Source organism: Pseudomonas sp. CP-1 (genome assembly GCF_021213715.1).
GTDB lineage: Bacteria > Pseudomonadota > Gammaproteobacteria > Pseudomonadales > Pseudomonadaceae > Pseudomonas > Pseudomonas aeruginosa.
The window spans coordinates 507,722-520,800 of sequence record NZ_JAJQKY010000001.1; the positions used below are offsets into that span (position 1 = coordinate 507,722).

At 61.8% G+C, this 13,079-nt stretch carries 8 protein-coding genes; 1 reads left to right on the top strand and 7 read right to left on the bottom strand.

The annotated features are described in order from the left end of the window. Positions 1 to 296: 296 nt before the first annotated feature. Positions 297 to 1,199, top strand: a complete 903-nt coding sequence (locus tag LT948_RS02480) for a LysR family transcriptional regulator (RefSeq protein ID WP_003116332.1) — start codon at positions 297 to 299, stop codon at positions 1,197 to 1,199. A gap of 4 nt (positions 1,200 to 1,203) precedes the next feature. On the opposite strand, the gene LT948_RS02485 is transcribed toward LT948_RS02480, so the two are convergent. From LT948_RS02485 to LT948_RS02525, 7 genes are all read right to left on the bottom strand, one after another. Continuing rightward, positions 1,204 to 2,385: an iron-containing alcohol dehydrogenase gene (locus LT948_RS02485; RefSeq protein ID WP_003145457.1), complete on the bottom strand. Its 1,182-nt coding sequence runs from the start codon at positions 2,383 to 2,385 to the stop codon at positions 1,204 to 1,206. 101 nt (positions 2,386 to 2,486) lie between these two features. Next, complete coding sequence (locus LT948_RS02490) at positions 2,487 to 3,977, bottom strand: APC family permease (protein ID WP_033984957.1); 1,491 nt, start codon at positions 3,975 to 3,977, stop codon at positions 2,487 to 2,489. 259 nt (positions 3,978 to 4,236) lie between these two features. After that, a complete protein-coding gene (toxA, locus tag LT948_RS02495; protein WP_023099845.1) occupies positions 4,237 to 6,153 on the bottom strand; it encodes an exotoxin A in 1,917 nt (638 codons plus the stop codon). Between the two features lie 310 nt (positions 6,154 to 6,463). Continuing rightward, positions 6,464 to 7,243 carry an ATP-grasp domain-containing protein gene (locus tag LT948_RS02500; RefSeq protein ID WP_003109072.1) on the bottom strand — a complete coding sequence of 260 codons (780 nt, stop codon included), beginning with the start codon at positions 7,241 to 7,243 and terminating at the stop codon, positions 6,464 to 6,466. Positions 7,244 to 7,270: 27 nt separating this feature from the next. Further along, entirely contained in the window at positions 7,271 to 7,639 is a 369-nt protein-coding gene (locus tag LT948_RS02505; protein ID WP_023126391.1) for a DUF2195 family protein, read from the bottom strand. 427 nt (positions 7,640 to 8,066) lie between these two features. Beyond that, positions 8,067 to 12,602, bottom strand: a complete 4,536-nt coding sequence (locus LT948_RS33140; protein ID WP_269670548.1) for a calcium-binding protein — start codon at positions 12,600 to 12,602, stop codon at positions 8,067 to 8,069. Then, positions 12,599 to 13,063, bottom strand: coding sequence for a hypothetical protein (locus tag LT948_RS02525; RefSeq protein WP_071537905.1), 465 nt, complete (start codon positions 13,061 to 13,063; stop codon positions 12,599 to 12,601). The genes LT948_RS33140 and LT948_RS02525 overlap by 4 nt, the downstream gene beginning before the upstream one ends. Positions 13,064 to 13,079 lie beyond the last annotated feature (16 nt).

Consider the following 13,079-nt stretch of genomic DNA (forward strand, 5'->3'; position numbering starts at 1 on the left):
ATCCGGTCAGGCTGGGCCGGCTGGCGAAGGTCAATCTAGCACCGGGTATTTTTATGGTCTAGACCAAAAATAGAGCGAAACCATTCGATTTTTTCGGGGGATTGCCCGGTATTGGTGCGTTTTCTTGTCCTGGTTGCGCCTTTGGGTGGGACTTTCCCGCGTATTTTCAAGAAATTGGAATAGACCAGATTTTCGATGATGTGCCAGCGCCTCTGGCGCGCCGTGCGCCGCCGCTGGATGGCCGTGTGTCGCGGCGCTCGGCTAGACTGCGGGACCTCGCGCCGGATCGGACCGCCATGCTGAGAAACGTCACCGACCTAGACCTGCGTCTGTTGCGCATCTTCGCCTGCGTGGTGAAGTGCGGCGGTTTCACCGCGGCCCAGGCCGAGCTGAACATGAGCCAGTCGAACATCAGCATGCACATCGCCAGCCTGGAGAAGCGCCTCGGCTACCGGCTCTGCGAGCGCGGCAAGGGCGGCTTCCGACTGACCGCCAAGGGCCGCCGGGTGCTGGAGGCTTCGCGAACGATGTTCGACGCCATCGGCCTGTTTCGCGACCAGGCGCAGGCGTTGTCCGGACGTTTGGTCGGGGAGCTGTACCTGGGCCTGGCGGACAATCTCGCGACCTTGCCCCAGGCCCGTTTCGGCGATGCGCTGGCGCGCTTCCAGCGGCGCGACCAGGATGTCCAGCTGAACCTTTTCGTCAATTCGCCCACCGAGCTGGAACTGGCGGTGATCGAAGGCGAGCTGGACCTGGCGATCTCCTATTTCAGCCGTTCGCGGCCGAGCCTCGAATACCGCCCGCTGTATCGCGAAGAGATCGGCGTGTTCTGTGGCGATCGCCATCCGCTGTTCGCCGAGGCGCAGCCGACCCTGGAGCGGATCGCCGCCTGTGACTGGGTGATGCACGGCTTCCTGCCGGAAAACCTGGTCCTGCCGCTACGCCCGTCGCGCAGCCGCGCCACCGCCTACCACATGGAAGCGGTCGCCCATGCCGTGCTGGCCGGCACCCACCTGGGCTACCTGCCGACCCATTACGCCGAAGCCTGGATCGAGCGCGGGCGGATGCGCGCGCTGTTGCCGGAGCGGCTGAGCTATCCGGTGGAGCACAGCATGATCGTCTATGCCGGGCGCCCCCTCAGCGAAGCCGCCCGCGCCTTCATCGACGACCTGCTGCAGGTCCACGGCCTGGGGTCCTGAGCGCTCAGGCGAGAGTCCCGGCCACCGCCTGGCGGTAGATGCGCGCATAATCCCGGGCATCGAGCGGCAGGGCGTTGGTCGCCGAGGACGACAGGTCGGCCAGCGCCTGCTCGCCCACCCATTGCGCGTCCTCGCCATCCAGGCCGAGGGCGGCGAGGTTCGCCGGGATGCCGATGCGCGCGCGCAGTTCGAGGATCCACGCCAGCAGGCCGTCGAAGCTCGCTTCGTCGAGTTCCAGGTAGCGCGCCAGGCGCGCGGCGTCGGCTTCTATCGCCGGGCGGTTGGCCAGCAGAACGTAGGGCAGCAGCACGGCGTTCAGCAGGCCGTGGTGCAGGTGATGGCGAGCGCCCAGCGGGTGGGCCAGGGCGTGGACCCCGCCAAGCCCCTTCTGGAATGCCACTGCGGCGCTGGCCGAGGCTACCAGCATGCCTTCCCGGGCGGCGAGGTCGTTGCCGTCGCGCACGGCGTTTTCCAGGTGCTGCCTGACCAGGCGCACGCCTTCCAGGGCGATGCCCGCCGACATCGGATGGTAGAGCGGCGAGAACAGCGCCTCCAGGTGATGGGTGAGGGCGTCCATGCCGGTGGCGGCGCTCAGCGCCGGCGGCAACCCGCGGGTCAGGCGCGGGTCGAGGAATACGCAGGCGGCCAGCAGCTCGCGATGGCCGACGACCCGCTTGATGCCCAGTTGCGTGTCGGTCAGCACCGCCTCGCGTCCCAGTTCCGAGCCGGTGCCGGCGGTCGTGGGCAGCGCCAGCAGCGGCGGCAGGCCGAGCGGCGGGTAGTCGGCGAGGGTCGGATAGCTGCGCAGCGTCTGTGTCCATTCGAAGCGTTCGAGGCCGTGCGGATCGCGGCTGAGCAGGGCGATACCCTTGGCCGCGTCGAGGGCGCTGCCGCCGCCGAGGGCGATCAGCGCGTCATGCCCGCCAGCCTCGAAGCGCCTGGCGCCGCCGTGGACTTCAGCGAGGCTGGGGTTGCTCGACAGTTCGTGGAACAGGTCATGGTCGATGCCGGCGCGTTCCAGGCATTCGCGCACCAGGCGCAGGGGCTCCAGGGCGAGCATGCCGGGATCGGTGACCAGCAGGGGCCGGCGTGCGCCCGCCAGCGCGCAACGCCTCGGCAGTTGTTCCAGGGCGCCGACGCCGCAGAGGATATCGGTGGGGTAGTTCCAGTAATGCAGGTCGCTCATGGCGATGCTCCGTGAAAGCAGGATGAGCCGGGCCCCGCCGGGCGCGAAGCCAGCGTGCGGGAACAACCGGAGGAGGCGCCGGAACGGCCGGCGCGTGCGGGTCAGTCCGCCGGCGGAGCGGCGAAGCTGAGGCTGGTGGCGATGCGCCGATGCGGCTTGGCGATGACCATGTAGAGCAGGCCGAACGCGGCCAGCGCGGAGAACACCACGACCACCGCCCAGACCTGGAACCAGGGCGCGTCGGGCGGGGCGAGGCTGGCCCGCGGCCAGGCGACGTTGAGCGCCTCGAACGACAGCCAGGCGACTGCCAGGACGTTCACCGCCAGCCCCGCGCGCCCCAGGCGCAAGGCGCCCTTGTCCGGGTCCCAGCGGCCGACGAGGCGGGCCCAGAGGGCGCAGGCGGCGACGATCAGGAAGACCACGAAGAAACCGCCGCTGCCGAACGCGATCAGCGTGCCGACCGCCGTGGCGTTCAGCCCCAGGGCCAGGCCGAGGCTGGCCAGCAGCGTGCTGCAGACCATCGCCGCCATCGGCACCTTGCGCCGGTCGACCCGGCGCAGCAGGGCGGAGCCGGGCAGGATGGCGTCGCGCGCCATGCCGAAGATCGCCCGGCCGATGTAGGTCTGCACCGACACCACGCAGGCGACGAAGGCGATCAGCACCACTGCGACGAAGGGCCGCTCGGCCCAGGCGCCGAAGGCGTCCACCACCGCCGGGGTGACCGGGTCGACCACCTGGCCGCTGACCACCGCGCCGATGTCCTGGTAGGACAGGGTCACGGCGAAGGCGGTGAGCATCACGGTGAATCCCACCACCAGCATCGAGCGCAGAATCGCCCGGGGTGTGGAGACGCGGGCATCGGTGGTTTCCTCGGAAATCTGCGAGCAGGCGTCGAAGCCGAGGAAGGCCCAGCCGCCCACCGCCAGCGCGGTCAGCACGCCGTCCAGGTAGGCGCCGTCCGCACCGCCTGTGCCGCCCGGGCCGCTGAACAGCAGATCGAGCGGATGGTTGCGGAAGAACAGCAGCAACAGCACGCCGATACCGATGGAGGCGATGGCCTCGGCGACGATCCCGGCATTGACGAAGTACTTCAACGGGTTGATCCCCAGCAGGTTCACCGCCAGGCCCAGCGCCAGCAGCAGCGCGCCGCAGAGCACCTGGCCGTTGGCCGACGGCGGCGCGCCGGTCGCCAGCAGGCCGAGCCAGAAGCCACCGAGGTAGGCCACGGTAGTCAGCGAGGCCAGCGCCGAAGCCAGGTAGAGGAAGCCGGTGAACCAGGCCAGGCGGTCGCCCACCAGGCGTCGCACCCACTGGTAGCAGCCGCCGGCCAGCGGAAACTGCGAGGACAGCTCGGCGTAGACCAGCGCCACGCCGAACTGCAGCAGCAGGCACAGCGGCACCACCCAGACCCAGGAGGGGCCCATGCTCATGGCGCCGAGGGACATCACCGAGTAGATGCCCACCACCGGCGAGATGGTGGCGAAGCCGACGGAAAAGGACGACCACAGGCTCAGCCCGCGCTCCAGTTCCTGGCGATAGCCGTGGGCCGCCAGCAGGCGTTCGTCGCGGGAGGTATCGCGGAGATCAGTCATGGCGGTCTCCGGGCGAGCGCTGCGGGGAAGGGGAAAGGCGGATGCCACCGATGCGATGGGTGAGCATGGAGAGTCCTCGTCGGCTATTGGAATTGTTATGGCCGCTTCCGGGACGAGCGAAAGCGTGGCAGACGCAGGTTAGGCGGATTACCTATCAGGATGAATTCATATTCGATTGGGCTGGCATCAGGAAAACCTGATGTATGGCCAGGCCCCGAGAAGGCCGGCTCCTGCGAAGGGAGCCGGCCGGTCGCGGCAGTTACTTCAGGTCCTCGCGCGGCGGTTTGCCGGGCTGGCTGGCGTAGTCCGGCAGGGCGCTGATCGCCTGTTCCTTGTCGGGGATGCTGGACGGGTCGAGGTCGCCGCCGACGTTGCGCGGGTCGGTGGGGATCGCCGAGGGAATCACCACGGTGCGCTCGGCCAGCGGCCAGCCGAGAATGGTCTCCAGGCGCCCGCCTTCCTCCTCGGGGCCGGTGATGGCGTCCAGGCGCAGCGGCAGCGGATGGCCGATCAGCCGTTCGACCTCGCCCGCCGCCTCCGGCGCGGCCAGGGTCAGGCTGGTGCGGTAGAAGCCCGGCAGGCTCGAGCGCGGCACATAGACCCGCAGCAGGGCACCGTTGCGGATCCGGCCGCGTGCGTCGGGTTCCTGGTCCTGGGCGTAGCCGTAGGCCAGCGCCGGATCGCCGGCGATATAGAAACCGCGCCAGATCGCGTCAAGGTCCTGGCTGCGCGCGCGCACCCCGCCGAAGACGATGCTTTGCGCCGCTTCGAGGAAGGTGCCGTGGTAGCCGACGAACACATAGCCGCGCTCCTCCAGTTGGCGGTGCGCCTGGAGCAGCCGCTCCACCGTCCAGTTCTGCGTGCCGCGGGTGCTGAAGCTGACGTCGCCGCCGTCGCCGAGGAACTCCGCGCCAGTGGGATAGTTGCGCTCCAGCAGGGCGTCGCCGCTGTCCGCCGGGCCCGCGCATTCACCGGCGGCGACCGGGCAGGTCAGGCTCACCACGTCGGCACTGGCCGCGCCGGCCTCGTCGTTGCCGGTGCCCTGCCGGACGAAGCGCTCGCTCTCGGCGGCGGCCAGGGTCAGGGCCAGACGGGCCTGCTCCGGCTGCTCGCGGATCGCTTCGCCCAGGTCGCCGCCGCTGCCGGGGCTGGCCAGGGCGTTGCGGATCACCTGGTCGACCTGGTTCCACGACAGCCGCGCCGCCAGGTAGAGGGCGACCAGCCGCTGCACCGGATAGCCGCACTGCTCCAGTTGTTCCCAGCCGCGCGGCTGGCGATGACGAGTGAAGGTCTCCAGCGGCAGGTGGCAGGCCTGGTGCGCGGTCAGCGCGGCCAGGCTGCCGCCCTCGGGGAAATGCAGGCGATGACTGATGACCGTGGGCTTGATGTCCAGGTCATGCTTCGCCGGGTTGCCGGCGAGCACCCGGTAGATCTTGCCTTCCCAGGTATCGTCGAGGTTGCAGCGCTGCTGGGCGAGGTAGTTGTAGACCCCGTCCAGCGGGTCGAGCAGGCACAACACCTTGCCGCTGGCCCATTCGCTCCAGCGCTTTTCCCGGCGCGGCTGGGCCTGGGCCATGACCACGCTGACCCCGGCATGGCTGATGGCGAGCGTCGGCTGCATCTCGTTGCTCTCGTGCGCCCTGACGAAGAAGGTGGCATCGCGCGCCAGCTTCGCCAGCAACTCGTCGCCCATCTCGATGGTGTAGATCGGCGACATGTGGCTGAGCTGGTTGCCGGCGTTCAGTTCGTGGATGAACACCTTGATGTTCGAGGGCTTCTCGTGGCCGATCGGTACCAGCCAGTTCAGCGACCAACTGCCGCGCGCCTGGCGCGTGTAGCTGTAGCGCACCGGCTTGTTCGGCTCGACGCCGCCTTCGAGGCGGATGGTCAGGCCGTCGCTGGTGATGCTGAGGGCGTTGTCGATGGCCAGCTTGAGCGCGTCGTTGCCGCCCTCCAGGACCATGGAGTAGTGCAGCACGCCCTGGCCGTTGGTGTCGGCGATGGCCGGGTCGACGCTCATGCGGCTGGAACGCACGCCGTCCTTGAGGTCGAGCACGCAGGCCTTGGCGCATTCGTTCCAGAGGTCGAAGGCTTCCTCGGCGGCGGACGCGGACGAGCCGCCGGCGAGCAGGCCGAGGCTGGCGACCAGGGGGATCCAATGGGGTATCAGGTGCATCGCGATGGCTCCTGTGATGGGTGAAGGATGAGGCTGATCGAGCGGTTGGTTTTTCTTGTCGAGCGAGCCGGCGGAGAGCGGCGGGGCGTCTAGGGTGCGGGATGCGGGGAGGCTGGCGGGGAGCGGAAGAGAGCTTTTATGGGATTTATGAACTGGATTGCAGAGTGGAAGAAATATCCATGGGCGAGGGGACGGAAAACGTTCCTGGGCTTCGGATGAGAGTACGTGGTCGAGGCACTGGGCGAGTGACGAGCCCCCCTCGGGATCGATCAAGGGGAGCTTGGTCGGGTTGGGATTGCAGCGGTTCCGACTATGCCTGTGCCAGCATCGCCGCGAAGCGTGCGGCGGGCCATTGCTTGCGGTCGGAGACCTGGCCATCGCCGAGTTCCATCAGGCGCAACTCGCCACTGGTCGACTCGACCACGTCGACGGAAAAGAACGGGCAATCGATACGTTGTGCCACCTGTTCCACTAGCGGCGGGACGGCATCGAGACGCCCGTGAGCGCGGCCGTGAAGAACGAAGTAGCGTTCCTCGGTTTCCGCCCGCAGCGCCTCGAACTCCCGAAGGCATACACCGCCTTCGATGGTGCCTCGATAACGCTCGATCGAATCGAGGACTTCCCGCACTTCCGCAGCATTGGTGGCCTTCGAGCCGCGCTGGGTGGTCAGGGATTTCACATGGTCCTTGACGAACCAGGCGCGCCACGGGCTTTGCGCCAGCACTGCCTCGAAGTCGGCGTTCCTGGACAGGAACAGGGTCGCTGGCGTGAGGTCCTCACAGAGCGGATACCACTCCGGCAAGTAATGGCAGTGCCGATATTGCTGTGGACTGGTCAGGGGCCGTCCGCCAGCGACGAGGATCGCGCCGTGCAGGCGAGCGTAGTTTTCCGGTGTGAGCATCCAGCCGCGATACAGCACCTTGGGGTTTGCCGGAAACTCCGGGCGGGCGCGAAAGCGTCCACTTTCCAGTTCCTCGTCGCAGAACAGCGAACAGGCCAAGCCTGCCGAACGGGCCGCGTCATATTCCTCGGCGAAGAGTTCATCGACCGCGTTGCTGCGGTCGGGGGCGGAGGGGTAAAGCAGGTGCATCGCGAACCTCGCTGGGTCGGTGGATGGTCATTCGGCGACGGCGCAACCAAGACGTACCACGAGCGTGCTGTCGGCCGCCAGTTGCGCATCCGCTGCCAGCGTTAGGGTACGGGTGCCTTCGTAGCGACCGTCGAGCAGACCTTCCTGAAGGACCTGTGCCTTCGCATTGGCATGCATGGTCAGCAGCCGATATCGCACCAGCGCCGAGGTACAGCCGCATTCGCCGGTGGAGCGCCGGGCCTCAAGGGTGAGTGGCAGGTGCAACTGGCCCTCCGCCGTGTGCGGTGCACCGAGCCGGGCGGCGAGGCAGGCGGAGAGGGCATTGTCGAGCGTCGCCGCGTCGGCGAATGGGGCGGCCAGGCAGAGGCTGCCGAGGAGCAGAGCTTTGGCGTCCATGTCGGGGTTCCGCTGGGGATGGAAAGGGCATCATGGCTGAGGTGGGTGGATATGTGGGGTTTTCTTGCACTACACCCTGATGTCTCTCTAGATCCTGCGCTCAAAGCCTTGCGGGCCTTTCGCGGGATCAGGCAGTCACCCAGGCTGGGATGCAGCCTTGATCTCATGAGCGTTGCGCAACTGCTCGGTCAGGCTTTATTTGCTGTCCGTGGGCGCAAGCGGGCTGGTAGTCAGAAAGCAGAGAGAGACGTTCAATGTAGTTTCGTAATACGGTATTGATCGGTCTTCTTTTGAGGGAGAAGGGGCTGTGCCGCAGTGATCGAGGCCGCAGGGCTACTTCTGTGAGTGGTTCGCCGAGACGAACAAAAAAGTATGTATTTTATCACTAACCGGCCTGCCCATAGGGCAGGCCGGTTAGTGAATAGTTTTACTGCCAGTTGGCAGCTATGATGACCTCTAGCTGTTGGCGTTGTTCTACCGTCATTTCTGATTCTCCTCCGGCGGGTACGCCAAACGACGACATGGCATTTACCAAGTTTTGTACTTGGCTTTCCAGTAAGGTTTTTCCATCGGCTGCGGTAAATTGGCTGATCTGATAGTTCTTGCCTGAATACCAATTGCTGATGCTGACCTTGTCGGATGCGCCAATCAAGTTGATTTCGAGATTATTTCCGTTCTTGCTGAACCAAAGTTTGTCTGCGGTTATGTTGTCCGTGAATTCCAGACGGTCCAACGCATTCGACTCGGTGTGGTAATTGTTAATGGTGTCTTGTCCCCAGCCATTACCTAGCTGATAGATGTCGTTGCCTGCGTCTCCTGCCAGATAGTCATTGCCTGACCCGCCAATCAAAGTATCTTCGCCGGCTCCGCCATATAACGTATCGTTACCATTATTTCCTTCGATTCGGTCATCACCATCCTCTCCATATAGGTAGTCACTGTCTGCTCCCCCTATGAGAGTGTCGTTGCCCGCACCGCCGTAGAGCGTGTCGTTGCCCTCATCACCTTGAAGGAGGTCATTGCCGGCATAGCCGTAGAGTGAGTCATTGCCCAGGCCGCCGCTGAGGGTGTCGGCCACGGCGTAGCCGAACAGGCGATCGTTTCCATCCGTGGCTTGCTGGACCAGGCTTTTCACTGTGTCGATGTTCAGGACCTGGCCATCGACGAAGCGGATTTCCTCCAGTCGATAATTGCTCGTGGCGTCCTGGCTGAAGTAGCTGCTGACGGTGATGCGGTCTGTGCTGTTCTTGAGGGTCAGCACCAGGTTGTCGCTGTCGCGATTGAGCAGGATGTCATTCGCGCTGATGCCGCTGCCGAACTCGATGGCATCGACCTTGTTGGTGTTGCTGTCGTTGTTTTGAATGGTGTCCTGGCCCCAGCCGCGGTCGAAGCGGTATACATCGTTGCCGGCTTCGCCATACAGGTAGTCGTTGCCGAGACCGCCGACGAGGGTATCGTCGCCAGCGCCACCGTAGAGTATGTCGTGGCCTTCGTCGCCTTGGAGGAGATCATTGCCGGCATAGCCGTAGAGTGAGTCATTGCCCAGGCCGCCGCTGAGGGTATCGGCCACGGCGTAGCCGTAGAGTCGATCGTTTCCATCCGTGGCTTTCTGGACGAGGGCTTTCACTGCGTCGATGTTCAGGACCTGGCCATCGACGAAGCGGATTTCCTCCAGGCGATAACTACCCGCGGCGTCCTGATTGAAGTAGCTGCTGATGGTGATGCGGTCTGTGCTGCCCTTGAGAAGCAGGATCAGGTCATCGCTATTGCGGCTGAGGGTGATGTCCTCTGCGCGAATACCGGTACCGAACTCGATGGCATCGACCCTGCTGGTGCTGCTGTCGTAGTTGTAGACGGTATCCTGGCCCCAGCCGCGATCGAAGCGGTACACATCGTTGCCGGCTTCGCCCTGCAGATAGTCGCTGCCCAGACCGCCGACGAGGGTATCGTCACCGGCGCCGCCGTAGAGCGTGTCGTTGCCCTCATCACCTTGAAGGAGGTCATTGCCGGCATAGCCGTAGAGTGAGTCATTGCCCAGGCCGCCGCTGAGGGTATCGGCCACGGCGTAGCCGTAGAGCCGATCGTTTCCATCCGTGGCTTTCTGGACGAGGGCTTTCACTGCGTCGATGTTCAGGACCTGGCCATCGACGAAGCGGATTTCCTCCAGGCGATAACTACCCGCGGCGTCCTGATTGAAGTAGCTGCTGATGGTGATGCGGTCTGTGCTGCCCTTGAGAAGCAGGATCAGGTCATCGCTATTGCGGCTGAGGGTGATGTCCTCTGCGCGAATACCGGTACCGAACTCGATGGCATCGACCCTGCTGGTGCTGCTGTCGTAGTTGTAGACGGTATCCTGGCCCCAGCCGCGATCGAAGCGGTACACATCGTTGCCGGCTTCGCCCTGCAGATAGTCGTTGCCCAGACCGCCGACGAGGGTATCGTCACCGGCGCCGCCGTAGAGCGTGTCGTTGCCCTCATCACCTTGAAGGAGGTCATTGCCGGCATAGCCGTAGAGTGAGTCATTGCCCAGGCCGCCGCTGAGGGTATCGGCCACGGCGTAGCCGTAGAGTCGATCGCTTTCAGTTGTTCCTTTCTGGACTAAGGCTTTCACTGCGTCGATGTTCAGGACCTGGCCATCGACGAAGCGGATTTCCTCCAGGCGAGAACTACCCGCAGCATCCTGGTTGAAGTAGCTGCTGACGGTGATGCGATCGCTGCTGCCCTTGAGGAGCAGGATCAGGTCATCGCTATTGCGGCTGAGGATGATGTCCTCTGCGCGAATGCCGGTACCGAACTCGATGGCATCGACCCTGTTGGCGCTGCTGTCATAGTTGTAGACGGTATCCTGGCCCCAGCCGCGATCAAAGCGGTATATGTCATTACCGGTGTCCCCATGCAGGTAGTCATTACCTGCCCCACCGATCAGTGTATCGTTGCCAAGACCACCGAACAGGGTGTCATTGCCTGTTCCCCCAGACAGAAGATCATTTCCCTGATTCCCATAGAGTGAGTCGTTACCAGCCAATCCGAACAGATAGTCTTGGCCAGAACTGCCTTTTACTAGATCGTTGCCCAGCCCCCCCATCTCCAAGCCAATACCGTTCGCTTCGATCTGCTGGATTTCGCCTGGCGTCAATGTTTGCAATTGAGCTTCAGCCAAAGGTCCTAGCAGACTTGACCCGCCGGTCGAGATTCGCTGTCCCAGGAACTCTAGAAGATCAATCGCTCCATTGACATGGGATTTCTCAAAGTTCTCCTGGAAAAGCTGAAGGACTTTCTCGAAGTTAAGAGAGACCCCTCCTGACTCTAGCGTTAAATCAATCTCTTCTACATATGGTCTGAGACGGGTTTGTAGAAGAAGAGCACTATAAATCGAGTCCTTCAATGCCTGATAGGCAGATTCAAGAAGACTAACCTGGCCAGAGTTAAAGGTCAGATCTTTCTCTGTCAGCGTAATGGTCCCGCCGATCATGATTCCGGACACTGAAAACTGGCTTGCACCAGACTGTAAACTGAATGAAGCTGGCTTGTCTGCAGATCCACTCCCCTCTTTAGGGGAGAAGTTAAAAAAGCTCTGGGCATTGAATATCTCCAGAAGCTTCACTTTTTCCAGAAGCGCCTTTCTTTCCAACTGCTCTTGGGTGGGGCCGTGATCGCCCTCGCTCAGAGAGCCGCTGCTGGTGCTACCGCCACCTGCTGCGAAGCTATCCTGTTCCCAGGACCATCCAAAGGCCACATCGTAGGTCTTGGTGCTCAGGTCAGAGATACGTTGATCGAAGGTTCGATAGTTCGATGTCTTGGCCCACTCGGTCAGTAGGCGATCCAGAAGCAACATCTGCTGGCTACGGGTATCGGCTTGCGCATACTCAGAGAGCGCTGATTTCAACCCGGTATTGAGCATGCTAGCCTCACGCAGGTCCCGGACAGCACCCGAGCCTTTCATATCTGGTAGGCTCTTGGCGGTATCATCCAGCGCAATGCGGTCCGTGTACTCGCGGTAAAATGGATTGGACGCAAGATCAAGATTGCCTGCGAGGCTTTGGTTGCCATTGACAAGACCGCTGGTACCATCACCCCTGCTATAGCTGCCGATTGCGCTGATCAGGTTGCCATTGTTATCCTCGGTGGATTTCTCAATGTCAAGATTGATTGCCGTAATGTTGTGACCGTCTAGGCTCTTGAGTTCGTTTGCCTCAGCAATACCGTCCTGGTTCAAGTCCTGCCAGATCTTCAGTTCGCCAAACTGTTCATCCTTGACGTCGAAAATACCGTCACGGTTGGAGTCCAGGTCACGCAAGGCATCGAAACCATCGCTGGCTTTCTGGCCATTACTCTTGACGAAGTCCACACCGAACAGTTCACCACCATTATCGATGGTTCCGTTGCCATTGCGGTCCCAGACAAGGAAGCCATCGTCCTTGGCTACCCATCCCGTCCCTGTCTTCAGGCCATCCCCGTCGAAGTCGAAGGTAATCCCTGAGTTGGAGGAAACGGTTTCGAGGCCATCGCCATCAAGGTCCAAAGCAAGTGGATCAACGCGCTGGACAAAGTTAAGGGCAGAGGTAAAGTTTATATTTACAGCATCAAAGATGGGGTCAAGATATGCATTCCGACTCAACCAGTCATTAAGTTCTTCCAGCCCCCACTCGGCCAAGTCCGCAAGAAGATAGTTATAGACGCTTTGGGTAGCTGCTTTATCCATTAAGTACTTTTGAAAGGATTCCTGCTTTTTTAGAGAGTCAAACACTCGATCCAATCCAGTTTTGGTCAAGGCCTTATCTAAAAACCAAAGAGGAATACCAATGCCTGCAAGTTTGGCCAACTCATTGGCAGCATCCCATAGGGCTTGCTCCCTAGTGTCTGGGTCAGTTGTCCTAAGTGCTATATCACCATAGGTGACTATTGAGTTTATCTTGTCCGCGTAATATGCGAAGAGTCCAATTTTTTGATATGCTGTACTCACTTCTGCATCCTTACATAAATTGAGATAAGTAAATCATTTATCAGCCACACCATGCCACCTAAGACAAGCCCTCCAATTAAGATCGATAACTCCTTGTTAAGCTCTGGAGTCCTTCTTAAAGACACATTATCCCCCAGCGCACCAACGCCTAAAACGGATAAGCCAAGAAGAAATAAAGCCCTGAAAAAAAGATAAGATACTGCTCCTTTGCTACCCTCTGACGTCCATCCGTTGCCGATAGCTCTGAAAATTATTATTAGCGTATGAAATAAGCAGGAGAGGGAAATGGATAAGATGAGTGCTCGGGCAATATGTCGATCCATATCAAAGCCTATGCGAGAATAAAATCGCCATACAAAATCAGTCGTATCATTCGGGCTAGCCGATGATCTTATTAGAAGAAAGCCACATATAAAATACAGTACCATCACAAAGGTAAGCCATGCCTTATTTTTGTCCATCACGCCTCCCATGAGA